Here is a 26,478-nt window from a genome sequence, read left to right as displayed (position 1 = left end):
CAGTGAATTCTGTTTCCGAAGATCCAGCGGTTCGGACGCTGGAAACCGCCGATACGCCTTTGCCCACGATCGCCATTCTTGGCCAGGTTCCATATACCACCATCGTCACCAGTGCTGGTGGCGGCCTGAGCCAGCATGGAGACATCGCGATCAACCGGTGGCGAGCGGACGCCACTCGCGACGACTACGGGCAGTGGTGCTATCTGAGGAACCTGCGTACGGGGACAATCTGGTCCGCAGGTCATCAGCCCGTTTGCGCAACTGCGCACTGGTACCGTGTTACAATGGCGGACGACAGGGTGACGTTTCAACGTCGTGATGGAAGCATCGAGACCACGACTGAGATAATCGTCGTTGCCGGTGCGGCTGCGGAATCACGGCGCGTCACCGTCGCCAATCTGTCGGACTCGGAAGCGGAGATAGAGCTCACGAGTTACCAGGAAGTCGTTCTCGCACCGCTCGCATCCGATCGCGGCCACCGTGCATTCTCCAATCTGTTTGTGCAGACAGAGTGGCTGCCGGAGAGCGGGACGATACTGGCGATGCGGCGCCCTCGTTCGGCGAAGGATGATACCCTGTGGTGCGGCCACACGATTGCCGTGAGTGGCCCTGGTGGATTCCCGGTAAGCTGCGAAACCGATCGCGCCAGTTTCATCGGGCGCGGGCGTTCGTCACGCAACCCGCTGGCAATGGACAATGCCGGCTCGCTCACTGGCAGTGTCGGTGCAGTGCTCGACCCGGTTCTCGCGCTACGCACGAGGGTGACCATTCCCGGCGGCGAGTCCGCGCATGTCATCTTCACGACCTTCGCGGCAGCGGACCGCGACGCGGCTCTCGAGCAGGCGCGTGTGTATTCCGGATTCGAGGAGGCGGAAAAACCGTTTGGATCCTCGCTATCAGGTGCAGCATGCGCACGTGATGATCTCGGCGTCTCCGCTGCGGAAGCGGCCGCTTATCAGAACGCCGCGGGAATGTTGCTCTACGGAGGGCCGGCCGCAGGGCAACTTGTGTCAGGAAAAATGGAATCCGAGGTTGGACGGGCTGAGCTTGTCGCCATCGGGGTGAGCGGGGAATGGCCGATCGTTCTGGCGACCCTCAGTGCATCCGGAGATGAATGTCGTGTGAGAGAGCTTCTCACGCTTCACAGATATTGGACATTAAAGGGAATTGCGTGCGATCTCGTAATCGTGTGCGAGGGTCAACGCGCTGGTGAGCGCAGCGATGATGTTGCCTCGACGGTGCGCGCGAGCGGGGGGACTGATTTTCTCGACCAGCCACGCGGCGTGTTCGTGCGCCGGCGCGATGCATTGTCTGAAGCTGAGATGCAGGCACTCGAAGCATCGGCGCGAATTCGGATAAACAGCGGTGGCGCTTCGCTGGCCCACATGCTGAACGACAACGGGGCCGCGCCAGGCGTTGATGCAATTGTGCCGTCACCGGCCGATATCACCACCAGTCTGTCGGGCCTGAATGATGCGCCGCCAGACACTCCTTTACAAAGCTCTCCTTCCGGCATGCTCCACGGCGACCCCCCGGATGATCTCGCATTCTTCAACGGACTCGGCGGATTCAATGGACAGGGAGAATACGAGATAAGGCTTGACGGTAATCGGCTACCTCCAGCTCCCTGGATCAATGTGGTCGCGAACCCCTCGGGCGGCTTTCTCATCAGCGAGTGTGGCGCCGGGCCGACCTGGAGCATTAACAGCAGTTTCTTCCGCCTTACGCCGTGGCAGAACGATCCAGTGCAGGACCCCGCGGGTGAGTGCATCTACATTCGCGACGAAGACACCGGACAGATATGGACCCCTACGCCGGCGCCGATTCGCGAAACAACTCGCTACACGATTCGACATGGCGCCGGATATTCAGTCTTCGAACATGCGCATGACGAAATCCTGACAAGTCTTCGAGTGGGGATGCCCGAAGTAGATCCGGTAAAAATTCAGGTGCTGTCGCTTACCAATTCGGGAACACGGATCCGGCGAATCACCATTACCAGCTATGCAGAGTGGGTGCTGGGTGGCAACCGGGAGCGAACACAAAGCCACGTGAAGACCCGGTTGTTGTCTGACGAGAGCACGATGCTCGCCGTAAATACTTTCGAGCCGGAATTCGCAACCCGGGTGGCATTTTCATCCCTGAGCGAACCGTTGTCGGCCGCTACCGCCAATCGCCGCAGCTTTATCGGGCGGAACGGATCACTCGCGTCTCCATTGGGGCTCACTGGCACACACCTCGATGGAAACACGGAAGAAGTGGTCGATGCGTGTGCCGCGCTTCAGGCATCCATCGAGCTTTCGCCCGGAGAGACTCGCGACATTACCGTTCTGCTCGGATCGGGCAACGGAACAGACGGTGCCGTTGCGATGGCGAGACAATACAGGTCGCCGCTCGTGGCAAATGCCGCGCTCGATCAGTCGGCGGCTGCGTGGCACAAGCGCTTGTCCACGATTCGTGTGACGACGCCCGAGCCGACTTTCGATCTGATGGTGAATCAGTGGGCGCTGTATCAGGCATTGTCATGCAGAATGTGGGGAAGAATCGCGCTGTACCAGTCGAGTGGAGCGTTTGGTTTCAGGGATCAGCTTCAGGACGCGATGGCGTTCGTTTACGCCGAGCCGCTGCTCGCCCGCAATCATATTCTCCATGCGTGTTCGAGACAGTTCGAGGAGGGGGACGTTCAGCACTGGTGGCATCCGGATAGCGGACGAGGCGTAAGGACGCGCTTTGCCGACGATCTCATCTGGCTGCCATTTGTGGTGAATCATTACCTGCGAGTGGTGGGAGACGCTTCGATTCTGGACGAGATGGTGCCGTACGTCACATCGCGACAACTCCTGCCGGACGAAGACGAGTTGTATGGAGTGCCCGATATATCGCCGCTGACTGAATCTCTATACGATCACTGCGTGCGCGCGTTGCGGCGGGCATGCACGTCGGGCGCGCATGGGCTGCCGCTGATCGGCGGCGGCGACTGGAATGACGGCATGAACCGCGTGGGTATCGAGGGAAAAGGGGAGAGTGTGTGGCTCGCCTGGTTTCTCATTGCGACATTGCGTGAATTCGCCACTCACTCGCAGGCGCGGGGCGATCACGCGGTTGCCGCCGAATTTCTGGAGACCGCGAGCCGCTACAGCGATGCCATCGAGCAGACGTCGTGGGATGGTGCGTGGTACCGCCGAGCGTATTACGACGATGGCGCGCCGCTCGGGTCGAGCGCTAACGAGGAGTGCAGGATCGACGCGATCGCGCAAAGTTGGAGCGTGATTTCTCGCGCTGGCGCACCCGACCGGGCGCGGACGGCGATGCAGTCCTTCAACCAGCATCTTGTGCGCGAGGACGCGCGATTGTTGATGCTCCTGACTCCCGCGTTCGACCGTGGAGCACACGACCCCGGCTACATCCAGGGGTATCTGCCCGGTGTTCGTGAGAACGGCGCGCAGTATACGCACGCTGCGATGTGGGGAGTACTTGCCACCGCAATGCTGGGCGACGGCAACCGTGCGTTCGAACTATTTCAGATGACGAATCCGGTGACCCACTCGCTCACCGCCGAAGCCGTTGCTACCTATAAGGTAGAGCCGTATGTGGTCGCGGCGGATGTGTATACGGCTGAAGGACATCTCGGGCGCGGCGGATGGACCTGGTACACTGGCTCGGCGAGCTGGCAGTATCGTGTTGGCGTCGAGTCGATAATAGGCTTCAACAAGCGAGGGAGCACTTTGAGTATCGATCCGTGCATACCCTCGGCGTGGGCGGGATTCGGGATTGAGTACCTGCACGGTAACACTGCGTATTCGATCACAGTCAACAATCCGCACGGGGTGCAAAGCGGTGTGGCTTCAACGACTGTCGACGGCATTCATATTGAGGGGCCAATCGAGCTTGTTGACGATGGGCGGAGGCGCAAGGTCGTCGTGACACTGGGCGGGAAGTGAGTGTTCGAGATGGCGGGGGCGGTCATGCAGATGCCTACGCTCTCCAATAAGCTCACGCATTAATAGGCTGCGGGGATTCTGCAGCCATTGCTTTTTCTCCTGTTTCGTCCGCAGAGCTGCAACTCGTTGGCCTGATGAGAGTTCGGTCGACTCTTACGGCTGCATTGGCAGTTGCAAAGTATCCGACGCTTGCGGTTTTCGTCGGCTCTCCGCAGTCTAGGTCGGCAGTCCATTTAATAGTTATGCCGCAACATCCATCACTCTTTCTCGGCGGGGACGTCGTGCCGACTCGTTCAAAGCCTTTCGCGCTTCTCTCCTCCCGTCTTACTGACGCGCGCCTCTATCTCAATGGCGTTGACGCCTGCATCTCGGCAGCTATGCGAGAGCTCCGGCGCGCGCCAGATCAGAAAGCCAGTATTAGTGCAGTACTGGCGCAGAAGGGCATCTCGATCCGCGTATCCGATCGCGCTGGCTTCGCCAACCGCCTACGACGCAACAGCGCCGAGTACGTTCTGCATAGCGCCTACGCGTTTCTCGCGGAATACCTTCAGGAGCTACTTGGCGAATTGTACGACCGCAATCCACTTGCTGTCGTAAGTAAAGCGCCCGGGAAGTTCGACTATCACGAGGTCGTGACTCTTGGTAGCTTCGAGGCCATACGCGACGTCATGGTCGAAAAGGTATTTCGACGATTAGAGGCAACCAAAAGCACTCAGCAACTCCTAGAACGGATTCTTGATCACACGGGTGTTCTGCTTCCCGAGACGTTGACACGTAGGGCCCTTATGTACATAGAGGCACGCCATCTCATAGTTCACAATGCAGGCAAGATTGACGAGAGGTTTCTAGAGAGGTTTGGTGACTTAATCACCACTCCCACCTGCGTCGGCGGTCGGTTGAATATTACGAAGGGCTTCGGCCGTTATGCGTTGACGTCTCTGGAGGAGCTCGCCGGCCATATCGATGGCGAGCTTATTTCGCGCGGATTTGTAGGTGAAGGGTATATCACAGCAGGCGACTCCCGCACATCTAGCGATGCCTCCCCTGCGGCATAACGTGCACTGCTGCAGACGAGGCGCGACTGAGTGCTCGCTTCGCTCGCTACTATTTGATGCCCTCGCAGCAGAGCTTTGGCGTTTAGACGGGAACTCACGGAATTTCAAAAAGGAAGCTCCCAGGTCAGCTCTGGATCGTCGTCTTTGAAATCCTTTCGCCTGCCATTGTGAAAATGAACGCTGACTACGTCACCCTTCAGAGCGACTACTTTGCCCTTACCTAGATTCTTATGAATTACAGGATCGCCCATCGTATATGTGTCTAAGGCCGCGGGGAAATCGTCGAAATTATCGTTGGAAGATGTCGTTTTGGCTGGTTTTGGTGCCGGCGTAGATCGCTCAAGCAAAGCCAAGCGTTTCGAGATGTCGTTTAGCGAATTGAGAATAAGGCTTGTTTCCCCGGATATTTCGGTGCGTTGTGGAACCGACGCAGCCTGAACACCCAATAATTGGATCAGGGAGTTAATCTCTTCTTGATTGCCATCGGTCGTCGTGGTTAACGCGGCTGAGATCGCGTTGACTGCGGGAGCGATGCGATCAATCCGTAGCGCCGCGTCATACTCGATGTCTCTCAAACCCTGAATGTCAAAGATGCGCTCGGTCTGCGAATCCTTGATTAGTACGACCGGTTTGTTGAATGCCTGCCGCACGCCGAGTTCGTACAGGACGTTTGGATTTCGACCACTCAAGTCACAGAGAACTACGTCGGCCTGAAGGACTCTGCGGAGCACATCAAGAATGATGTGATTCGTCCGCTCAACATCATCGCTCCTTGTGGCGTCGAAGCCCGCTCTTGCACAGGAGGGCTTGATAATATGCTCGTACACCCGTCGAAAGTGGCCCTGTTCATACGGAGTCGGATCCGTAATTGGCATGACAACGAAGCAAGTGCGACGAGGCGTCGGATCAGCAAGGGCACTGCTCATTGGTGTACCTAGGTATTAGTAACAGAGAAGGTAAGCTGTCTCCCCGATGCCGTCTAACTCTCGCCGACATCTATCTTGACACTCACCGCCTTTTATTTAGTTCGCTTGCAGCTCAGCTAAAGGCGGTTAGGTGACACCAACACTCTTATGGCATCCAAGCGTACACTGACCAGAGATGAGACCGCTGCGGCGTACCACGAGCAGTGGGCGTTTCTCCGTAAGTCATGCGCGGCCTTCGATGCCGGCGACGAGACAGAGGCAAAACGGATCGCGACGTCGCTTCGCATCCTACTGCACGATACCAAGCGCTCCACCTCGCTCCTCACTCAACTAAAGCTCAAGGACGCCCTCTTTTTCGATACAGCGGAGAATGTCAATAACGACAATCTGCTTCCAACCTTTGGGCTCGTGTTGGCACACTACACAGGAACGGACTGCAGATTCGTAGCTCCCATCGAGAAGCCGCTCGGACGGCCGATCTGGATGATTCCGTTCGAATACTGGTGGAGAAAGCGTGTGGTACGTGTGCCCGAACAGTTCGAGCTCACGCGGGCAGATTTGGTGCTGACGCTGGCTGACCAAGATGGCGGTGCGCATGCGGACGACGCAATCGAGGAACGGTACTACCGATTGAGTCGTGAAAACGCCATGGGATATACCTTCACCCTCTCCGACGGTCCTTCGATCCCTGTCTCCGGCGTAGAGCGGGCGTCAGTGCGCCAGATAGCGCACGAGTGTCTGGTGTCGCTGATCCAACCTCGCCGGATGATCCCGCCAGACCTCCCCCCGTCTGAGCCACCAGCGCGCATTGTTGTGACAGTGGATGCGCGAACTGGAATCGCAGAGCGCCGAACGCCGCCGGTGCATAACATGTGTCCGTGCAACAGCGGATTGGAGTACCATCAGTGTCACGCCCGGGGTGCGGCCAACGAAGGCAAGATTGTCACGCCGCGAGTCACCTAAACGATGCTTGCTGCAGGCGTTAGGCAGCGAACCGACATCCGGCCGAATTGAAGACAACGGCCTACTTCCGCCACGTTCGTGAACGGCCCGATAGAGCCCGCATCCTCGATGCGTGGATCGAACTGGCTGTCAGATCTCCGGTTGTCGAGTTCATTCAGCAAGACGGTCGCATTCGCCGCTGGGTGTACATCGATGCGGATCGTCGCCACCTGAGAGTGGTACTTCTCGCAGACCGCGAAACGGTGCATAACGCCTTCTTTGACCGTAGATTCAAGCCATGATCGTCAAGTATTTCAGAGACACGGACACGGCGCTTTTGGAGTTCTCGACCCTCGCAGTCGAGGAAACTCGAGAGATCTCCGAGAATGTCTACGTCGACCTGGACAAGGCCGGTAACCTCGTCAGCATGACGATCGAGCACGCGGCGAAGTTGGCTGCTCTTCCAAACATCCAGCTCGAAGAGATCGACGCGCCCGCTGCCTAGCGTTACGCGAGACTGTGTGAAAACGTTACGCATCGCTCACTTGGGTCGGCCATTTGGTTCGATCCGTGTTTATGACGATCTGAAGTCAATCTGAAGTCATCGGCACGAGTCTGGACGCAGTCGTTCGCGCCCCCGATCGGATGGTGAGACCGTTCCCCTCATCCGAGCGCCGCGATCATCCGAGGAACACCAACCACGTTGATCACCCGCTTGAGATTGTAGGCAAGCACCGTCAGGCTGAATTCGGCGCGCACCTTGGCGAGCCCACGGAGCAGAAAGCAGCCTTGGTCCATCCCGCGCTTCATGGTCCCGAACGGCAGCCTCACGCGATTCTGGTTGCCGGTGTGGGAACCTGGAATAGCCTGTCTCGGCATTTCCCTTCCGCCGGTCACTCTATCTCGACTTCCGCTGGCGAGCATGTCGGCATTAGGAGCTTGCCGGCTCGCCGCCAATGGTGGCCACATGGATCGACCATCCCGCGTCCTTCGGATTCCAAGGGACGAAGTGGGCATCACGGATCGCCGAGCTTCTGACTAAGGCCGGGAAATGCATCGCCTGACAACGGCGTGCACCCGACAGCGATAACTCCGGCGTTTTACACAACGACGTTCGTTGCGATGACAGTCCAAAATGCGGGCGAGTTGCCATCTGCCACGTTACACGTTACACTATCTGATGGCGATCATCCGGTTCAGGCACAAGGGGCTGGGGCGCTTCTTCAGCGAGGGCTCGACGGCCGGGATTCAGAGCAAGCACGTGAACCGACTTCGGCTGATTCTCGCGCGGCTCAACGTCACCAGGGAACCCCGAGACATGGGACTTCCAGGGCTTGGGGTTCATCCGCTCAAGGGCATGCGCCACGGCACCTGGGCGGTGAATGTGACCGGCAACTGGCGGGTGACGTTTCGTTTTGAGGGGCCCGACGTCACGGACGTAGACTACGAGGACCATCATTGATGACAACGCTCCGTATGCACCAGCCCCCGCACCCCGGCGAGATTCTTCGTGAACTTTGCTTGATGCCCTTGCAACTCAGCGTCACGGAGGCCGCCCGCTCCCTTGGCGTGAGTCGCAACACCTTGTCCGCCATCCTGAACGCGCGCGCGGGCATCAGCCCCGAAATGGCCATTCGGCTGTCCATCGCCTTCAACACCACGGCCGAGAGTTGGCTGCATCAACAAATGCAATACGATCTCTGGCACGCCGAGCGGTCACGAAAGCGCCTTCGCGTTCGCAAACTGGCCGTCGCGTAGGTCGGCTTACTCTGCGCGGCGAACCGCCCGCGTCACGAGCACAATTGGCAGCACAGGGAGGCTTTCAGTGAACCCCGACGTGTCTACGTGAGAACGAGGTCGTTGGAGTGGCCTGCACCAAACGGTGTAGCCCACGCTCCAAGTCACGCAACCCTAGAATGGATACCTTGGCTTCATGCTGTGGATAGCGCCTTCCGAGAAAGACACCGCCGCAGCGACGCTTGAAAAGCGCCTCTGGGATTCCGCCGATCAGTTCCGTGCTAACTCCGGGCTCAAGGCACAGGAATACTCAGGCCCGATTCTGGGGCTCATCTTCCTGCGCTTTGCCGAAGTCCGGTTCACCGCTCAGCGCGCCACCTTGGAGAAGGCCGGCGCATCGGCGCGGCGCGGCAGCCGGGTGGATGAACCTGCGGCCTACCACGCCGAGGGCATCCTTTACCTGCCCGCCGAGGCGCGATTCGCCTACCTGCTCAACCGGCCCGAGGCCGAGAATATCGGCGCGAAAATCAACGCCGCCATGCGGGACATCGAGAAGCACAATCCGCAGCTTGCGGGTGTCCTGCCCAAGACCTACAACCTCTTCACCAGCACCTTGCTCAAGGAGCTGCTCAAGAAGGTTTCCGAGATTCCCGCCACTGCGGACTACGATGCGTTCGGCCGCATCTATGAGTACTTCCTGGGCGAATTCGCGCGCACCGAGGGTCAGAAAGGCGGCGAGTTCTATACGCCGAGCAGCATTGTCCGTCTTCTGACAGAAGTCATCGAGCCCTACCACGGGCGTATTCTCGACCCTGCCTGCGGATCGGGCGGCATGTTCGTTTCAAGTGCGCGGTTCGTGGCGGAGCACAAGCAGAACCCCGCCAGCGAGCTGGCCATCTGCGGCGTCGAAAAGACCGACGAGACCGGACGCCTCTGTCGTCTCAACCTTGCGGTGCATGGACTCGAAGGCGACATCCGCCACGGCGGCAACGTCAACAGCTATTACGACGACCCGCACACCGCCACCGGCCAGTTCGACTTTGTCCTTGCCAATCCGCCGTTCAACGTCAACGCAGTGGATAAGCAGCGGTTGAAGGACTCCGTCGGGCCGGGCCGCCGTTTCCCCTTCGGCCTGCCGAACACCGACAACGCCAACTACCTCTGGATTCAGCTCTTCTATTCATCGCTGAACAAGAAGGGACGCGCCGGATTCGTGATGGCCAACTCGGCGTCCGACGCTCGCAGCTCCGAACAGGAACTCCGCAAACAACTCATCGAAGCCCACGCGGTGGACGTGATGGTCGCCGTCGGCCCGAACCTGTTTTATACGGTCACGCTCCCGTGCACGCTTTGGTTTTTCGATAAGGGCAAGGCCAGGACGCCCCGCGCCGACACTGTGCTGTTTATCGATGCCAGGCACATTTACCGGCAGGTTGACCGCGCGCACCGCGACTGGACACAAGCGCAGATTGGCTTCATCGCCAACGTCGTCCGCCTTTATCGTGGGGAGGCACTCGACCTCACACTCGGCGGCCTGGATGCCGACGCGAAGCTGAAGGACATCTTCGGCAATAAGCCGGAGTACTCCGATGTGCCCGGCCTATGCTGCGCGGCCACGCTCAAGGAAATTGAGGCGCAGGGCTGGTCGCTCAACCCGGGACGCTACGTGGGTGTGGCGGCGGGCGAAGCCGTGAGCGACGAGGATTTCAAGGCACAGGTCGAAACGCTGAACGAGGAACTGGAAGGGCTCAATGCGCAGGCGCGCGAATTGGAAACGACAATTGCGAGCAACGTCGCGGAGATTCTGGAGGCATGAGCAGTCCCGAAGAATCCAACCCGCCCGGCAAAGGCCAGTTCCTCGTCTATCAGGCAGACGACGGGAAACTCAAGATTGATGTCCGGCTGGAGGGCGAAACGGCGTGGCTGACCCAGGCCCACATGGCGGGGCTGTTTCAGACGACTGTTCCGAACGTGAATATGCACCTCCGCAGCATCTTTGCCGAAGGGGAATTGCACGCCGCTTCAGTTATTCAGGAATTCTTAATAACTGCCGCCGACGGCAAGAGATACCGCACTAAACACTACAACCTCGACGCCATCATCTCTGTCGGCTACCGCGTCAAGAGTGTCGTCGCCACCCGCTTCCGCATATGGGCTACGCAGCAACTTCGCGAGTTCATCGTCAAAGGTTTCGTCCTCGACGACGAGCGGCTGAAGAATCCCGACCAGCCGTTCGATTACTTCGAGGAACTGCTTCGCCGGATTCAGGACATCCGAACCTCCGAGCGGCGGTTCTACCAGAAGATCACCGACATTTACGCCACCAGCATTGATTACGATCCCACCGAGCCCGAGAGCGTTCAATTTTTTCAAACCGTGCAAAACAAACTGCACTGGGCCATCACCGGCCAGACAGCGGCGGAAATCATTCACGCCCGCGCCGACAGCGCCAAGCCGCAGATGGGCCTGACCACCTGGCGCGGCGTGAAGGTGCGCAAGGACGACGTGACCATCGCCAAGAATTTCCTCAATGAGCCGGAACTCGCCGCCCTGAACAACCTGGTGGAGCAATACCTCGTTTTTGCCGAAGGCCAGGCCATGCGCCGCGTGCCCATGCACATGCGCGACTGGATCACGAAGCTCCACGGGTTCCTCACCATCAACGACCGCAACATCCTCACCCACGCCGGGAAAATCTCGCACCCAATGGCGAAGGAACTCGCCGAGGCGGAATACGAGAAATACAATCGCCAGCGCGTCCTACAGGCCGACGCGACGGGTGGGGAGTTTGAGAAAGCCATCAAGCAATTGCCACCCCCGCCCAAGTCGAGGAAAAACGGAGGGAAGAAATGAACAACGAAACTCTCAAGGCCCTCGCGCGCGGCCTCGGGCAAACCATCGCCGGCAAGGTGGCGGAGATTCTGGGGGCGTGATGATAGCGGCGTGGCGCGACTGCAAACTTGGTGACCTGCTTGACGTAAAGCACGGCTACGCCTTTCTCGGCGAATACTTCGCCAGCACCGGCACGCACGTCGTCTTGACTCCCGGCAATTTTCTGGAGGAAGGCGGTTTCAAGGAGAAAAGCGACAAAGCGAGGTGGTATAGCGGACCGGTTCCTGAAGACTACGTGCTGAATGAGGGCGACCTTGTCGTCGCGATGACCGAGCAAGCGGAGGGGCTGCTCGGTAGCAGTGCACTCATTCCTCGTAGCGGCGTTTACCTGCACAACCAGCGGCTCGGACTGGTCCAGATTCGCGACCGGAAGCAGGCAGACCAACACTTCATCTACTACCTGTTCAACTCGAAGCCGGTTCGTCAGCAGCTTCGCGGTTCCGCCAGTGGCACGAAGATTCGACACACCGCGCCGTCTCGAATCGCGGACGTAAAAGTCCGAGTTCCCCCGCTGCCGGTGCAACGGCGGATCGGGGGCATCCTGTCGGCCTACGATGAGCTGATCAAGAACAGTCAGCGGCGCATCCGGATTCTGGAGGCGATGGCCCGCGCCCTCTACCGCGAATGGTTCGTCCACTTCCGCTTTCCCGGCCACGAAAAGCTCCCGCGCATCGGCTCCGCCCTAGGCGACATCCCCAAAGGCTGGCAAGTGAAGAAGCTTGGCGACGTCCTCCAGTTGAACTATGGCAAGGCGCTGAAGAAAGAGGACCGACATGGTGGCGGCTTTCCTGTCTTCGGTTCGAGCGGTGTTGTTGGCTATCACGACGCGAGCTTGGTCCACGGTCCGGGCATCATCGTTGGAAGAAAGGGCAATGTCGGCAGCGTCTTTTGGTGCGACAAAGATTTTTTCGTCATAGACACCGCCTTCTTTGTGACCTCGTCGATTCCGCTACGCTTCTTGTCCTACGTCTTGCCGAACCTGAACTTCATCAACAGCGATGCCGCTGTTCCTGGATTGAGCCGCAACCAAGCCTACACGCTGGAGATTCTCGTGCCGCCCGCCGGTTTGCTGCACAAGTTCTGCGGACTGGCTAACACATTCGAGAAGCAAGCAAGTACGCTCCGCCTTCAAATAGAAAACCTCCGCCGGACGCGCGACCTCCTGTTGCCGCGTTTGCTGTCGGGCAATGTCACCCTGCCGAGCACCACCTCATGACCGCCACGCTCTTCAAAGAAGTCGGTTACTCCCTCTCGAAACTCATCGACGACATCGAGATGGGGGAGATCGGTTTGCCGGACATTCAGCGACCTTTCGTATGGAAGAACGCGAAGGTGCGCGATCTGTTCGACTCTATGTATCGCGGCTACCCGGTTGGCTACTTCCTGTTCTGGGAAAATCAGGTCGGCGAAAAGACGAAACAGATCGGCGTGAATAGTCATCAGAAGGTGCCGCATCTTCTGATCGTCGATGGGCAGCAGCGCCTGACCTCCCTGTACGCCGTGCTCAAAGGCATCCCCGTGGTGCGCGAGAACTACGAGTCGGAGCAGATCGAGATCGCGTTCCGCCCGACCGACGGAACGTTTGAGGTCTGCAATCCGGCCATCCGCAAGGATCCGGAATACCTGCCGAGCATATCACGACTCTTCTCGCCGACGGCAAGTCAGTATCGCATCGTCGGCGACTATCTCGAGCAATTGGCTGCCCACCGCGACAAGGGCGAACGGGGCTTTGACGCGGAGGAGAAGAAAGCTTGTGAGCAATCCTTGCAGCGGCTCTTCAACGTGACGAGCTACCCCTTCACGACCTTGCAACTCTCCGCCAACATCGAAGAGGAGCAGGTGGCAGAGGTGTTCGTCCGCATCAACAGCGAAGGCAAGAAGCTCAATCAGGCCGACTTCATCCTCACCCTTATGTCCGTCTTCTGGGAGGACGGGCGTAAGGAGTTGGAGGACTTCTGCCGAGCGGCTCGCCAGCCAGCTAAATCGGGGCCAAGCCCGTTCAATCACTTCGTCGATCCATCACCCGACCAGTTGTTGCGGGTGGCAGTCGGAATCGCGTTCCGACGTGCGCGTCTCAAATCTGCGTACTCCGTTCTGCGCGGCAAGGACATGGAGACCGAGGAGTTCAGCGAAGTGCAGCGCGACAAGCAATTCGCCAAACTGCAGGAAGGGCAGGCGCACGTGCTGAACCTCGCTCATTGGCACGACTTCCTCGGCATCCTCAGGCAAAGCGGCTTCACAGGCGCAAACCTGGTCAGCTCGCAAACTACGATCTACTACACCTACATCCTGTACCTGATAGGCCGAGTCGACCTGAAGGTGAAGCCGCATACGCTCGGGCAGATCGTTGGGCGCTGGTACTTCATGGCCGCGATCACCTCCCGCTATACCGGCGGTTCGCCAGAGACGCTCATGGAGAGGGATCTGGCGGCCCTTCGCAATGTCTCGTCGTCCGAAGAGTTCCTCGCTTGGGTGGAACGGGTGATGGTCGCCGAACTGACGGCAGACTTCTGGGCGGTTACCCTGCCTAACCGTCTCGACACCTCGTCCGCAACCAGCCCCTTGCTGTACGCATACTTCGCGTCGCTGAACCTATTCGATGCCAAGGCGCTGTTCTCGAAGAAGCGTACCCGTGACGTGCTCGACCCCGCAGTAAAGTCGACGAAATCCGCTGCCGAAAGGCACCACCTCTTCCCCAAAAGTTACCTCGCCGAGCTCGGGTTCACGTCCACGCGAGAGACAAACCAGCTTGCCAACTACGCGCTGGTTGAGTGGAACGACAACGTCGCCATTTCAGGCAGTCCGCCGTCAGAGTACCTCCCGAAATACTGGAGCCGTCTCCAGCCGAAGGAACGCGCGGACCAGGCCTATTGGCACGCTCTCCCGGAGGGATGGGAGCAACTGGAGTACCAAGAGTTTCTCGCAGTGCGCCGCGCTGGCATTGCCGCTGTCATCGCGGACGGCTACAAGCGCCTGACCCACGGCGAGATCATCGCGCAGGAAGCGGACACCTTCGAGGCGCGCATCAGCAGGGGCGAAAGTATGCAGACGGAATTCAAGTCCACCCTGCGCGTTAACGCTCATACAGGCCAGAGCGACTCGAAAATGGAGCACGCGGTACTCAAGACCGTGGCGGCCTTCCTTAACTCGGGCGGCGGTACGCTATTCGTGGGAGTAAATGACAGCGGCGAGGCGGTGGGGCTGGAGAATGACAAATTCACAAGCGAAGACAAGATGGCGCTGCATCTCGACAACTTGATCAAGGATCGGTTGGGGGGTGCTGTCTTTGCCTGCATCAAGACCACGTTCGCGGATGTCGGAGAGAAGCGCATCCTCGCCATCGAGTGCGCCACCAGTAGCAAGCCGGTCTTCCTCAAGAACGCTTCGGGCGAGGAGTTCTTCATTCGCGCCGGCGCGTCGTCACCCGCGCTGCCCGCGAGCCACACCCACGAATACATACAGCAGCGATTCAAGTGAGGCGTTGACTGATGCCCCACGCCTACACCGAAAACCAACTCGTAGAGCAACCTGCCATCGGGTTGTTCGCGGAGCTTGGTTGGCAGACGGTGTCGGCCTTGGAAGAGACCTTCGGCATTACTGGCACGCTTTCACGCGAGACGAAGAGCGATGTGGTGCTGGTTTCTCGCCTGCGAGCGGCCTTGGAGGGATTGAATCCGGCCCTCCCACCCGAGGCCATCACCTCCGCCATCGACGAACTGACCCGCGACCGCTCGGCCATGAGTCTGGAAGCGGCGAATCGCGAGGTCTACCTGCTATTGAAGTCGGGCATCCGGGTCTCGCTCCCCGACCGCGAACACGGCGGCCAGAAGGAAGAGCGGCTGCGCGTGGTGGACTGGGAGCAACCGGAGAACAACGACTTTCTGCTGGTCAGCCAGCTCAGCGTCACCGGCGCGCTCTATACCGGCCGGCCCGACCTCGTCGGCTTCGTCAATGGTCTGCCGCTGGTAGTCGTCGAACTCAAGAAGCCCGGCGTGCCCGCTCGCGCCGCCTTCGACGAAAACCTGACGCACTACAAACAGGCGATCCCCGCGCTGTTCTGGTTCAACGCGCTGCTCATCGCGTCAAACGGCACGGATAGCCGCGTTGGTTCGCTCACGGCGGACTGGGGCCGGTTCTTCGAATGGAAGCGCATCGAGCGCGAGGATGAACCGCGCCGGGTGTCGCTCGAAGTGATGCTCCGCGGCACCTGCGACCGCACGCGGCTGCTCGACCTCGTGGAGAACTTCACGCTCTTCTCCGAACACAAGGCGGGGCTCGTAAAGATTCTCGGACAGAACCATCAGTACCTCGGCGTGAACAACTCCATCGCGTCGATGCTCGAGGCCCGCACGCGCGGGCATGGCCGCGCCGGCGTCTTCTGGCAGACGCAGGGCAGCGGCAAGAGCTTCGCGATGGTCTTCTTCGCGCAGAAGGTGCTCCGCAAGGTGGAAGGCAACTGGACGTTTGTGGTCGTGACCGATCGCAAGGAACTCGACGACCAGATCGCCACGACCTTCAAGGCCACTGGCGCGGTGAGCGATGCCGAGGGCGACGAGTGCCACGCCGCGAGCGGAGCGCATCTGCGGGAGCTGCTGCGCGGGAACCACCGCTACGTCTTCACGCTCATCCACAAGTTCCAGACGCCGGAAATGCTTTGCGACCGGCCCGACGTCATCGTGTTGACCGACGAGGCGCACCGCAGTCAGTACGACACGCTGGCGCTGAACATGCGCGCCGCGCTGCCCAGGGCGCTCTTCCTCGCCTTCACCGGTACGCCGCTCATCGCCGGAGAAGAGCGCACCAGGGAAGTCTTCGGCGACTACGTCTCGATTTATGACTTCCAGCAGTCGGTCGAAGACGGAGCTACAGTGCCGCTGTTCTACGAGAATCGCACGCCGGAATTGCAGCTCGTCAACCCGGACCTGAACGACGGCATCTATAACCTCATCGAGGCAGCAGAACTCGATCCTGATCAGGAGGCGAAGCTCGAGCGAGAACTTGGCCGACAGTATCAGATCATCACTCGCGACGACCGGCTGGAGACCGTCGCGCGGGATATCGTGCGGCACTTTCTCGGCCGAGGGTTCGTGGGGAAGGCGATGGTGGTATCCATCGACAAGGCCACCGCCCTCAAGATGCACGATAAGGTGCGCAAGCACTGGGCGGCAGAGACTGAGCGGGTGGGTACGGAACTGGGACGACTGGCCTACTTGCCGCAGGCTGAGCGTGCCTCGGCGGAGAGCCGTGAGCAGAAGGCAGAACTGTTGCGTCGCCGGGATGTGCTCACGACCACAGACATGGCGCTGATCGTGTCGCCCAGCCAGAACGAGATTTCGCAGATGCAGCAGAGGGGGCTCGACATCGAGCCGCACCGCCGGCGCATTAATCAGTCGCAGCCACCTCTCGATGAAAAGTTCAAGGACACCGACGACCCACTGCGCCTGGTGTTCGTTTGCGCTATGTGGCTCACCGGCTTCGACGCGCCGAGCTGCTCGACGGTGTATCTGGATAAGCCGATGCGGAATCACACACTGATGCAGACAATCGCGCGAGCGAATCGCGTCTTCCCGGGCAAGCACAGCGGCGTGATTGTCGACTACGCCAACGTCTTCGCTTCGCTCGAAAAGGCACTGGCGATCTACGGCGCGGGAACGGGTGGCGAAACTCCGGTCAGAGACAAGCAGGAGCTGGTCGAAGATCTACGACATGCCGTTGGCGAGGCGACCGCGTTCTGTGCGCAACACCAGGTCGTGCTCGCCGACATCGAGAAGCTTGGCGCTGGCAGCATGAAACGCTTGCAGCTTATTGAAGACGCCCTTAACTCTCTGATATCGCCCGATCCGGTTCGCCGGGATTTCTTTGGAAACGAACGGCTGGTGAGCACCCTTTACCGCGCGGTGAAGCCGGACCCTGCGGCGCTGGAGTTCGCAAGCCGAGCGGCGTGCCTCGCGGCCATTACGGGCGCGATCCGCGCGAAGTTGAGTCCGAATCCCACGGACATTTCGCAGGTAATGGGAGGGATCAACGATCTGCTCGACCAGTCAATTGCGGGGACGGTCGTGCGTGACCCGGGACCGCCTCCACTGGACCTGTCGAAGATCAACTTCGAGGTTCTCGCCAGCCGTTTCCGCGCGGCCAAACACAAGAACACAGATCTCGAGGTGCTCAAGGCGGCCATTCGCGCTCATCTCGAAAGGCTCATCCAATTGAACCGGACGCGCGCCGACTTCGCTGAGAAGTTCGAGGCGCTCATCGAGAGCTACAACGCCGGCAGCCGGAGCATCGAGGATCTGTTCCTGGAGCTGGTGAAGCTGAGCAACAGCCTCACTGAAGAACAGGAACGGCACGTGCGCGAACGGATGACCGAAGAGGAACTTGTCATCTTCGACATCCTGACTCGGCCGTCGCCCGAGTTGACTACCGACGAGCGCACGGAGGTAAAAAAGGTCGCCCGCAACTTGTTGGAGCGGCTCAAGATGTTGCTCGTCCTGAACTGGCGGCAGAAGGCCGCAGCGCGTTCCCAGCTCAAGCTGGCGATCGAGGACACGCTGGACTCCGGCCTCCCGCGCGCCTACACGCCCGCGCTGTACCAGCAAAAGTGCTCGGCGGTGTTTGAGCACATGTACGAAGGCTACCCCGAGCGGGGCACTGGCGTTTACGCAGTTTCGCTCGCACCCTGAGGCAGATAACGCCCCGCCGGTCGATCGCATCGAAAATTTCGGCACGATCACTCTGCTACGCGCGACGTTGTGGATCGTCGAGCCCGAACGGCTTCGCATTCGCGATCATCCTACCGGAGCCTGATAAAGGCGTTGCGGCGGGTACCGCGCTGACGAAGGCCGTCCTTCGCAGCGTTCGCACTAAGCGATCGGCGCTATACTCCGTTTGATTCGCTTGCACCTCAACTGAGCGCAAACCTACGTACGATCATCAATGACGAAGAAGACCGCATCGCCGGAAGGCGCTCAGTTTCTCCGATACTTCGGCCCAGTGCTCGACGCTCTGAGGGCACTCGGAGGCTCAGGCGCGCCAAGCGAAGTGATCGAGAAGATTGTCGAAGATCTCAAGATTCCGGACTCGGTTCAGAACGAGTTGCTCGACTCCGGCAGTCCGCGCTTCCCGAATCAAGTTGGGTGGGCACGATACTACCTGATGCGCGAAGAGTTGATTGATTCATCAGAGCGAGGCGTTTGGAGCCTCACTGAGAAAGGCCATTCAGCGCACGTCACCTACGATCAGGCGCGAGAGATCTTTCGTAAGTGGGTGAAGTACTTCGCTGACGCCAGGAAGGAGAAGAAAGCCGGGAGTCGGCCCGACGAAGGCGACGAGCTGGCTCCAGAAAAAACTGAAGTTCCAGCGACAAATTTTCGGGATAGACTCGCTGAGATTTTTTTCAGCCTACCGCCGAAAGGTTTTGAGCGCCTTTGTCAAAGACTCCTGCGAGAATCGGGCTTCGTTCAGGTTGTAGTAACCGGGCGATCGGGTGACGGCGGCATCGACGGTTACGGAACCCTTCAGGTCAATCCTCTTGTCAGCTTCAAAGTACTATTTCAGTGCAAGCGACTCACCTCTTCTGTTGGCTCATCAACAATCAGAGATTTTCGTGGCGCCATGCAGGGGCGCGCGGACAAGGGAATTATTTTGACAACTGGCACTTTTACCGCCGAGGCGAAGAAAGAGGCGATGCGGGATGGCGTACCTCCGCTTGAATTGGTAGACGGACAGAAGCTTCAGGAAATGTTTATTCAGCTCGAGCTTGGCCTCAACGCCGTTAAAACCTACGAAGTTCGAGAGTCGTTCTTTGCTGAGTTCCGCGGCGACGTATAACGTGCGTTGACCCAGACGGGCGATCTGGGGAACTGCGGCGGCTTCGCCGGTCGCAACGTGTTTTGTTTCGCTTGCAGGTGGAGCGTTGGACGTCGCCAACACGACCACTATCTCTGGACACTACATGATTTCATCTCTTCAACTGAAATTCGGACGCGGGCCAGGCCTTCGTCCTGAGACCATTGCGGTCACGCCGGTGACAGTGTTTGTCGGCCCGAACAATTCCGGCAAAAGCAGGATCCTGAGTGAGATAGATCAATACTGTCGCAGCGGACAGAAGAACACCACCACACTCGTTCTGGATGAACTGACGTTCATGGGTCTGAACGCCACCGCCGCTGCCGAAACGGTTTCGCACATCACGCTAACGCCGAACCCGAGCGAAGCCCTGCAAGTCGATCATATCCTCGTAGGTGCGAGAGGAGGGCGCCAACAGGTCCATCGTGCCAACCTGCTCCAATCCATTCAGAATCCCAGCTCAAACGTTGCTGGCTTTTGTCAGTGGTTTCTCACTTACAGCACGTTGATGCTCGACGGCCGGAACCGAATCAACCTTGTCAACCAGCAAGCGGGCGGAGACCTGCAAAATCAACCCCAATCGAGCTTTCAGGTTCTATTCCGAGACAATGCGAAGCGCAACGAGGTACGTCGTATCGTAGCAGATGCTTTTGGTACACACTTTGTCCTCGATCCAACCAACTTGGGGCAACTCCGAATCCGACTATCGCCTCGTCCGCCGGCAAATGAGAGGGAAGAACGGGGCATCCACAAACAGGCCGTGACATTTCACGGCGCGGCACAATCGATTGATGAGGCCAGCGACGGGGTTAAGGCATTTACTGGAATTGTCACCGAGTTGATGGCCGGCGATCCTCGCGTGCTTCTTATCGACGAGCCAGAGGCTTTTCTTCACCCATCTCTAGCATTTAAGCTCGGGCACGAGGTCTCGAGGGCCGCTCTCGGCTCGGAGAAACGAGTCTTCGCGTCGACTCACAGTTCCATGTTCGTAATGGGATGCATTCAGTCCGGAGCCCCCGTCAACATCATACGTCTTACGTATCGTGGCGGCGTCGCAACCGCGCGGACTCTGCCAAGTAACGAAATCTTGGAGCTTATGCGAAATCCTCTTCTTCGCTCCACCAACGTTATGAGTGGCCTGTTCTATGAGTTTGTGGTGGTAGCAGAGTCGGATGCCGATCGCGCGTTTTACCAGGAGGTTAACGAGCGCCTGCTTCGATTTAAGCCTGAATGGGGCATACCTAACTGCCTGTTTATCAATGCTCAGAATAAGCAGACGGTACCGACGATTCTCCGGCCTTTGCGCAAGCTCGGCATTCCTGCCGCTGGCATCGTCGATGTCGATGTGCTAAAAGAGGGAGGCACCGTGTGGACTAACTTCCTGACGGGTGCTTACGTGCCAGAGCTTTCTCACCGAGCGCTCGCGACGCAGCGCTCTGCGATCAAACTCGCGATGGACGGTACCGGACTAAACATGAAGCAGGATGGCGGATTGACAATTCTGACCGAACCAGATCGAGAAGCCGCACAAAACCTCTTTGATCAACTCGCTGGGTACGGACTCTTCGCAATCCCTGGCGGCGAATTAGAGTCTTGGTTAAAGCCGCTGGGAGCGACCGGCCACGGCCCCGCGTGGCTCGTAACAGCGTTCGGACGAATGGGGGAAGACCCGTCTGACGATGGTTATGTTAAACCCGGGACCGGCGACGTCTGGGAATTTCTCGCCAAGGTGAAAGCTTGGCTTGTCGATCCGACGCGTAAAGGGATTCCCTCCTGAATCACGGGTTTATCCGTGGCAGGTGGTGTCCTAAGTTCACCATCTCGACCCGACGTCTGACTTGACGCTGAACGACGCAAGCGATCTATGGATTTGTAGCGGCTGCACCGCCGCTGAACTTTGGTGTAGACAGCGAACCGCACTATCCTCATGCCCTCAGTCTCAGAACTATCAGATCGCAATGCGGTCCTCAGGGCCATCTCGCAACACGACAACAGGGGGCGCGAGGCGCGCCTTCGCAGCTTAAACGTGAGCGTTGACAGCATGGGCCGAAATCGACAGAAATTGATAAGCCTAGAACGCCTCGTTCGCGCGGCAGAGGCCGGTCCTCCAAGCACCCAGTTACCAAATATCAGACTACCCAACTTTGCGCTGCCGAACCTTCCTGCCATGGAACCGATTCATGCGTCGAGTTTAGAGGTGCTGGCCAGCGCAGAGCGAACAATGTCTCTCGTCGGCCAGGCAATCTCCTCGCAAGCATTGGCCGCAGTCGGGGCTGTGAGCGAGTCGATTCGTAAAACCTTCGATTCACTCCATATCTCGCTGGCCGCGTATGACCGCAACTTGTTGGGCTACGAAGAACAAGCAAGAAACCTAGGTGCCTGTGGATGGACTCTACCTCTCATTCTTCCTGTCGCCAGTCTTCCTGATCTACTTGAAGGTATTCAGCCAGGAACGGACTACGATGCCGCCTTCGAAGACTACTATCTTTCGAACAACGAGCGGGCAACACGGCAACTATTTGATGATCTCTCCGACAGCCAGCGGTTAAAAATGTGGAAGCCCCTTCTTGCGGAGTGTATGGACGCTTACCGGGAAGCAAAATTCAGGATCATCGTTCCTTCGTTATTCCTCATTCTGGACGGAGCACTAGCCGCTGCCGCGAATTCGCTACTGCGTAAGACGAACGCAAAGAACCTGAGCGCCAGCAAGAGACGCACCTCTCGACGGGTCATAGAGACTCTCGCATGGGCCTCGCTGGAGGGTTTCACACACGAATTATTCGGAGGTTACCACTTCGGCGGTCCCCGCCCTCCCCGGACCAACCGTCATTGGGTTCTCCACGGCCGCGACGTGCCCGACTGGACACGTGCCGATGGCTTGCGATTATTTCAGGCGTTGCATTCGATACCGGCGTAGACGAAAGGGAGATTGATCTGTAATGACTGCGCTATCATTCTCTTGTGATTCCCTTGCAACTGAGCTGGGGTGTATGCGGATGCACAGGCTTCGATGTAAATTCTGACGATGGCACTCGCCTTCGAGTGGGACTCTCGCAAGGCGATCGCCAATGAGAAGAAGCATCGGGTCGGCTTTAAGGAAGCGACCACCGTGTTTGGCGACCCTCTCGGCTGGTTTCAAGCGGACGAGACTCATACGGTCGACGAGGATCGGTTTCGCTTATTGGGGCGCTCGTCCGAGAATCGGCTTCTCGCAGTTCTTTTCACCAACCGTGGCGATGAGCTGGTCCGGATCATCAGCGCGCGCCTGGCTACTCCGCGTGAGCGGCGAAAATATGAAAAAGACTTCCGCTAAATCCACCCGGCGATCCCCCGCCGAGGATCCCGACGAAATTCGGCCAGAATACGACTGGACTAACGCGGTTCGCAATCCATATGCGAGTCAGTACGCTGCTGGGTCCAATATTGTAGTGCTCGAACCTGATGTTGCAGCCCTCTTCCCGAACTCTGCCTCGGTGAACGAGGCGCTGCGCTCGCTCGCCAGCGTAATAGCCAGCCGACAGACGAAGCGACCGTCGCGCCGCCGCACCGCATAACCCTCGACGAAGCCGACGAGCGATCTCCGGTAGCGGTGGCCACGCCACCGCGTTCTATCTCACGCGCTCGCGACTTAACTTTTGGTGTTGGCAGACCCCGGAGTTGGATTGGCGGCGATAACGGCGGAAACGACGGTGGACACACGGGCGGTGGCACCGGCGATCAGCGTGCCGTGAGGCCATGGAGATGTTCAAGCGGTCGCAGGAGTTGCTGGAGCGGGGCAGCAACTGCGACCCGAAGTTGCGGGAGGATTCTCAGGATCGTGTTGCGATGGTTGCGCAACTTTATCACGGCGTGTTGCCGGCGTCGTCCGGATGATCGCGAACGGAAATCGATGGACGAAGCGTTGATGCGGGCACGACAGCTGGTGTCAATGTTGAGCGGGGAGCGGGTCGAAACGTGAGGACGGCGTTCGAGGGAAGTAGAAGCCATCCGGCGCGTTATCGTTGGCCAACGAACGACGATCGTGAGATGATATGAACGCATCCGATGTCTCTGCAACTTCTTCCTCAATAGACGCAGTTGGTATAAGCCGCGAAGATCTTGCGAGCGTCGTCGCCGTTTACAAACGGGAGAGCGAGCGATTGAACTCCCTCGGCGCTCTCGGAATGCTTGGTGGTGTGGTCGTGGGAGTGACCTTGATCGGCATCGGCCAACTTTTTGGGTTGGCGGATGACTGGAATCCGTTTTTCATGCTCATCATGTATGCAATTGGGGCAACGGCGCTGGGATTGGAACGGGTTTATCGTCGTCGCATGGTCGAACGGATTCAGATGCCATGTGCGTTTTGTCACGCGCCACTTATCAGTTCTGGTAGTCCAACAAGGGTCGCTTCCCGCGCGGAAATCATCGTTGCTACTGGGTGCTGTTCGAGTTGCGGGCATAGCTTCATTGCCCGTGAGCAGCCGGGAGATAGGTAACCGCTGGCCACCTAAACGTGCGCTGAAGCTGACGAGCGATTTGTAAAAGCTCGCTTCGCCCGCATTTTGTTAGATTCGCTCGCAGCTTCTGTGAAGCGGCACCCCGCGTCAAGGGCTGAATCCTCTTGACGCTTGTTTTCTCGTTCGATTGTCACGCAGATCGCGAGTTGCTGCTCAGCCTTCTGTTCGCGCTCTATTGAGGAACACGCTGGTCCCGGCGCATTTGGGTTTTCGATGGAACGGACGGCGCTAACTTAACTTACAGCGTCAGGCCGCTGATCGTTTAGATGCTCATCGAGGAGAAAGGCCGCCTTGTTTGGATCTGGCTGCTTTCTCTTTGTCTCGACCTACTCGTACCTTTCCCGCTGCCAAGGGCCGCTTAATAGTCTTAGCTGACCGCCGGTTACTGCCCGAGCGGGTTACCGAACCCGCGGGCGTCACCGAAATGACATCCTTAAATGAGCAAGGATCGATTTCGATAGTGATCTTTCTAGCGGCCACGCGCGGTACTTTGCTTCGCCCCTCAGCAAGAAAGCAAACAAGCCCTAGCGCTGCGAACTTATCGAGAGTTCTCACAACATTAGGCGCGGCCCGGTGGCTAAGCCTGGCAAGCTCCGCAATTGAGGTCGGCTTCTTGTCGCGAATCGTCGACATCAGTTCTCGATTCTGCCGCGTCAGGAGCCTGGCCAATACTTCGGCGGAATGCACGGTAGCAGTAGCCGCGCCAATAGGTGCGGCTCGCTCGCCCTTAGTTACGGCGATCATCTCGTCGCGCAAAGAATGGAAGCTCTGAATCTTCGGATTAGTCATTTCTCATCTCCAGCTGTAGGCGAATCGTCGCCGGTTCCTTCTAAAGTGATGCCCTTGGCCTTCAGGTAACGTTCACAAGCTCTGAAAAAATCTTCTACCAGCGTTGCCGCATCCGTGAACTTGTACGGGCGACCCTTGTCGATAGCAGTCGTATGCCAGTGGTCGTAGCTTTTCGGCCGTTTTGCAGCCCGGCCTGACGGCTTGACCGCATGAGCATTGTCAAAGCCGATCACCCGGTGGTTGTACTCGTCGTGGAGCGTGAACGAATAACTGAGTCCGCGTGGTCGCTCCAGCGTGGCCTCCGTCCGCCTAATCTCGAACTTCATGGAATAACCGCCTTCCAGATACATGATCCGGCCATGGTAATCGAGCAAAAGTTCCAAACCATGATCCGTCCCCTCCGGAGAAGCCTTCTTTCGCGCCATATCATATCATATCACCATAGGATATGATATGCAATATGCCATCCTTTGTTCCGAAGAGGAAACGCCTCTTGCGGTCGAGGCCTAACACACCCTGAAAGCGATTTATTGTGTGCTCACGTCGCTGGCTCTTACTATATCGGCGTGCAGCTTAGCTGAAGGCGGTTAGCCAGCACGTCCGAATCATGGGTCGGGGGAGGCCATCGAACCCTTTCGCGCACTTTCGTGTCCAGGGTATATGCGATTCCCCTTCCTAGCTTGTACTACGCTGTTCACCATCGGTTGCGGCGCGGTCGTCGTTCGGCCGCCGGCGGACACAAACACCGCGGCGATTCGGAGACAGCTCGACGCGCTCTATCAGCGCAATACGGAGGCGTTCAAGAGATACGATGTGCAGGCGGTCATGGCGCTGCGTGCTCCGGATTTTCACACCGTCAATGCGGAGGGCACGTTCCGGGATCGGGCGGCGATGGAGACTTATACCATCGGGATCCTCAACGGGGTGAGGAAGTGGAATCGCATCGAGTTCACTATCGACAGCCTTCGCGTCGTAGGTGATACAGCGCTTGCTATCGTGTCCCAGCATCTGGATCGCATGGCTCTCAGGCCGGACAACGCCGTGCATCATGTGGAGACATGGGTCACGCAGCGGGAGACTTGGGTTCGCAGGAGCGGTCAAGGGCTCATGTGGCGCGTAGATCAGCTCAGAAGCCAGCGCCGGGTGGTGGATGGCCGGCCAGGATGAGTAGCCACCCAGAGGGCCCGCGCGGATGCAGTCCGCACGCACCGCTGCAAGAACCTCATTGCGGTCATTGAGCATCCCGGCGATCTGCGCAACATCGGCACCATCATCCGCAACGTGAACGCACTCGGCGTCGAGAAAGCGTACGTGGTATCCGACAGCGACGAGCTGCCGGGCGATTGGCAGGAGATGCGGACGCGGCGTTCCCTGAACGCGGTCTCCGCCTCGGCAATCAAGTGGAGCTTCGTACGCAAGTTCCCGAACACCGAAAGATGCCTAGCTCACCTGGAGAAGAACGGCTTTGTGTCCATAGTGACATCACCGCATACAAAGGGACGCACGAACGTTGTCCTCCACGAAGGCGATTATACCAGGTATACCAAGCTCGCGGTCTGGTTTGGCAGCGAAGGGACTGGCATCAGTGCGCTCGCTCTCGACCGGAGCGTCGTCTGCGTGGACATCCCTATGTTCGGCATCATCGAGAGTCTTAATCTCGGGACGTCGTCTGGCATCGTGCTCTACGAGATCACGAAGCAGCGTCGTGGCTTTCAAGATCGACTCCGTGCGAAGATTACCCGCGAGGAAGGTCGCCGCGTGCCGCGACCTAACGAGCGTCGCAGCAGTTGGCTGAGGAACATTGGGAGATTGCAAGTAACGCTTGCGCCTTGTATATGTCCATCATATACTTAGT

24 protein-coding genes and 1 pseudogene are annotated in these 26,478 nt (G+C 58.6%); 21 read left to right on the top strand and 4 right to left on the bottom strand.

Features of this window, described 5'->3' with window-relative positions; all coding sequences use genetic code 11:
• The first annotated feature begins 2 nt into the window (after window positions 1-2).
• Both WKF55_08175 and WKF55_08170 read left to right on the top strand, forming a co-directional pair.
• The gene (locus WKF55_08175; GenBank protein ID MEJ7759558.1) at window positions 3-3,941 is read left to right on the top strand and encodes a hypothetical protein; all 3,939 of its coding nucleotides are present in this window, start codon (window positions 3-5) and stop codon (window positions 3,939-3,941) included.
• Between the two features lie 134 nt (window positions 3,942-4,075).
• Complete coding sequence (locus WKF55_08170; GenBank protein MEJ7759557.1) at window positions 4,076-4,996, top strand: hypothetical protein; 921 nt, start codon at window positions 4,076-4,078, stop codon at window positions 4,994-4,996.
• A gap of 104 nt (window positions 4,997-5,100) precedes the next feature.
• Here WKF55_08170 and WKF55_08165 read toward each other — a convergent pair whose 3' ends face one another.
• Entirely contained in the window at window positions 5,101-5,922 is an 822-nt protein-coding gene (locus WKF55_08165; GenBank protein MEJ7759556.1) for a hypothetical protein, read from the bottom strand.
• A gap of 147 nt (window positions 5,923-6,069) precedes the next feature.
• Here WKF55_08165 and WKF55_08160 point away from each other — a divergent pair, with 147 nt between their 5' ends.
• Genes WKF55_08160 through WKF55_08150 form a run of 3 tightly spaced genes read left to right on the top strand, consistent with a single transcriptional unit; the run spans window position 6,070 to window position 7,369 of the window.
• On the top strand, window positions 6,070-6,885 hold the full coding sequence (locus WKF55_08160) for an SEC-C metal-binding domain-containing protein (protein MEJ7759555.1): 816 nt from the start codon (window positions 6,070-6,072) through the stop codon (window positions 6,883-6,885).
• Between the two features lie 47 nt (window positions 6,886-6,932).
• Window positions 6,933-7,166, top strand: coding sequence for a hypothetical protein (locus tag WKF55_08155; protein ID MEJ7759554.1), 234 nt, complete (start codon window positions 6,933-6,935; stop codon window positions 7,164-7,166).
• A complete protein-coding gene (locus tag WKF55_08150) occupies window positions 7,163-7,369 on the top strand; it encodes a DUF2283 domain-containing protein (protein MEJ7759553.1) in 207 nt (68 codons plus the stop codon). The genes WKF55_08155 and WKF55_08150 overlap by 4 nt, the downstream gene beginning before the upstream one ends.
• A 158-nt stretch (window positions 7,370-7,527) precedes the next feature.
• Here the strand turns inward: WKF55_08150 and WKF55_08145 are convergent.
• Window positions 7,528-7,686, bottom strand: a pseudogene (locus WKF55_08145) (transposase).
• Window positions 7,687-7,999: 313 nt separating this feature from the next.
• Here WKF55_08145 and WKF55_08140 point away from each other — a divergent pair.
• The 14 genes from WKF55_08140 to WKF55_08075 all read left to right on the top strand — a co-directional run bounded on the left by WKF55_08140 (window position 8,000) and on the right by WKF55_08075 (window position 23,813).
• The gene (locus tag WKF55_08140) at window positions 8,000-8,326 is read left to right on the top strand and encodes a type II toxin-antitoxin system RelE/ParE family toxin (protein MEJ7759552.1); all 327 of its coding nucleotides are present in this window, start codon (window positions 8,000-8,002) and stop codon (window positions 8,324-8,326) included.
• Entirely contained in the window at window positions 8,326-8,622 is a 297-nt protein-coding gene (locus WKF55_08135; GenBank protein ID MEJ7759551.1) for a HigA family addiction module antitoxin, read from the top strand. The genes WKF55_08140 and WKF55_08135 overlap by 1 nt, the downstream gene beginning before the upstream one ends.
• A 175-nt stretch (window positions 8,623-8,797) precedes the next feature.
• Complete coding sequence (locus WKF55_08130; protein ID MEJ7759550.1) at window positions 8,798-10,417, top strand: class I SAM-dependent DNA methyltransferase; 1,620 nt, start codon at window positions 8,798-8,800, stop codon at window positions 10,415-10,417.
• The gene (locus WKF55_08125; protein ID MEJ7759549.1) at window positions 10,414-11,454 is read left to right on the top strand and encodes a virulence RhuM family protein; all 1,041 of its coding nucleotides are present in this window, start codon (window positions 10,414-10,416) and stop codon (window positions 11,452-11,454) included. Before WKF55_08130 ends, WKF55_08125 begins: the two co-directional genes overlap by 4 nt.
• Window positions 11,455-11,533: 79 nt before the next feature.
• Window positions 11,534-12,709 carry a restriction endonuclease subunit S gene (locus WKF55_08120; GenBank protein MEJ7759548.1) on the top strand — a complete coding sequence of 392 codons (1,176 nt, stop codon included), beginning with the start codon at window positions 11,534-11,536 and terminating at the stop codon, window positions 12,707-12,709.
• On the top strand, window positions 12,706-14,970 hold the full coding sequence (locus WKF55_08115; GenBank protein MEJ7759547.1) for a DUF262 domain-containing protein: 2,265 nt from the start codon (window positions 12,706-12,708) through the stop codon (window positions 14,968-14,970). Before WKF55_08120 ends, WKF55_08115 begins: the two co-directional genes overlap by 4 nt.
• A gap of 11 nt (window positions 14,971-14,981) precedes the next feature.
• Entirely contained in the window at window positions 14,982-18,173 is a 3,192-nt protein-coding gene (locus WKF55_08110) for a type I restriction endonuclease subunit R (protein ID MEJ7759546.1), read from the top strand.
• A 253-nt stretch (window positions 18,174-18,426) separates the two neighbouring features.
• Window positions 18,427-19,320, top strand: coding sequence for a restriction endonuclease (locus WKF55_08105; GenBank protein ID MEJ7759545.1), 894 nt, complete (start codon window positions 18,427-18,429; stop codon window positions 19,318-19,320).
• Between the two features lie 124 nt (window positions 19,321-19,444).
• Window positions 19,445-21,115 carry an AAA family ATPase gene (locus tag WKF55_08100; GenBank protein MEJ7759544.1) on the top strand — a complete coding sequence of 557 codons (1,671 nt, stop codon included), beginning with the start codon at window positions 19,445-19,447 and terminating at the stop codon, window positions 21,113-21,115.
• A 249-nt stretch (window positions 21,116-21,364) separates the two neighbouring features.
• Window positions 21,365-22,255: a hypothetical protein gene (locus WKF55_08095; protein MEJ7759543.1), complete on the top strand. Its 891-nt coding sequence runs from the start codon at window positions 21,365-21,367 to the stop codon at window positions 22,253-22,255.
• Between the two features lie 108 nt (window positions 22,256-22,363).
• On the top strand, window positions 22,364-22,651 hold the full coding sequence (locus WKF55_08090) for a BrnT family toxin (GenBank protein ID MEJ7759542.1): 288 nt from the start codon (window positions 22,364-22,366) through the stop codon (window positions 22,649-22,651).
• Window positions 22,632-22,892 (top strand): hypothetical protein, encoded by a 261-nt coding sequence (locus WKF55_08085; GenBank protein MEJ7759541.1) that lies wholly within the window; start codon window positions 22,632-22,634, stop codon window positions 22,890-22,892. The genes WKF55_08090 and WKF55_08085 overlap by 20 nt, the downstream gene beginning before the upstream one ends.
• Window positions 22,893-23,073: 181 nt before the next feature.
• Window positions 23,074-23,211 (top strand): hypothetical protein, encoded by a 138-nt coding sequence (locus tag WKF55_08080; protein MEJ7759540.1) that lies wholly within the window; start codon window positions 23,074-23,076, stop codon window positions 23,209-23,211.
• A gap of 158 nt (window positions 23,212-23,369) precedes the next feature.
• Window positions 23,370-23,813 (top strand): hypothetical protein, encoded by a 444-nt coding sequence (locus WKF55_08075; protein MEJ7759539.1) that lies wholly within the window; start codon window positions 23,370-23,372, stop codon window positions 23,811-23,813.
• Window positions 23,814-24,104: 291 nt separating this feature from the next.
• On the opposite strand, the gene WKF55_08070 is transcribed toward WKF55_08075, so the two are convergent.
• Both WKF55_08070 and WKF55_08065 read right to left on the bottom strand, forming a co-directional pair.
• Window positions 24,105-24,623, bottom strand: coding sequence for a hypothetical protein (locus WKF55_08070; GenBank protein ID MEJ7759538.1), 519 nt, complete (start codon window positions 24,621-24,623; stop codon window positions 24,105-24,107).
• Window positions 24,620-25,048: a DUF6516 family protein gene (locus WKF55_08065; GenBank protein MEJ7759537.1), complete on the bottom strand. Its 429-nt coding sequence runs from the start codon at window positions 25,046-25,048 to the stop codon at window positions 24,620-24,622. The genes WKF55_08070 and WKF55_08065 overlap by 4 nt, the downstream gene beginning before the upstream one ends.
• Before the next feature lie 235 nt (window positions 25,049-25,283).
• Here WKF55_08065 and WKF55_08060 point away from each other — a divergent pair, with 235 nt between their 5' ends.
• Window positions 25,284-25,790, top strand: a complete 507-nt coding sequence (locus WKF55_08060) for a nuclear transport factor 2 family protein (protein ID MEJ7759536.1) — start codon at window positions 25,284-25,286, stop codon at window positions 25,788-25,790.
• 57 nt (window positions 25,791-25,847) lie between these two features.
• Window positions 25,848-26,477: a TrmH family RNA methyltransferase gene (locus WKF55_08055; GenBank protein MEJ7759535.1), complete on the top strand. Its 630-nt coding sequence runs from the start codon at window positions 25,848-25,850 to the stop codon at window positions 26,475-26,477.
• Window position 26,478 lies beyond the last annotated feature (1 nt).

The sequence above is a fragment of the Gemmatimonadaceae bacterium genome, assembly GCA_037721215.1.
Taxonomy (GTDB): domain Bacteria; phylum Gemmatimonadota; class Gemmatimonadetes; order Gemmatimonadales; family Gemmatimonadaceae; genus UBA4720.
This window is presented reverse-complemented; position numbering and strand designations above follow the sequence as displayed.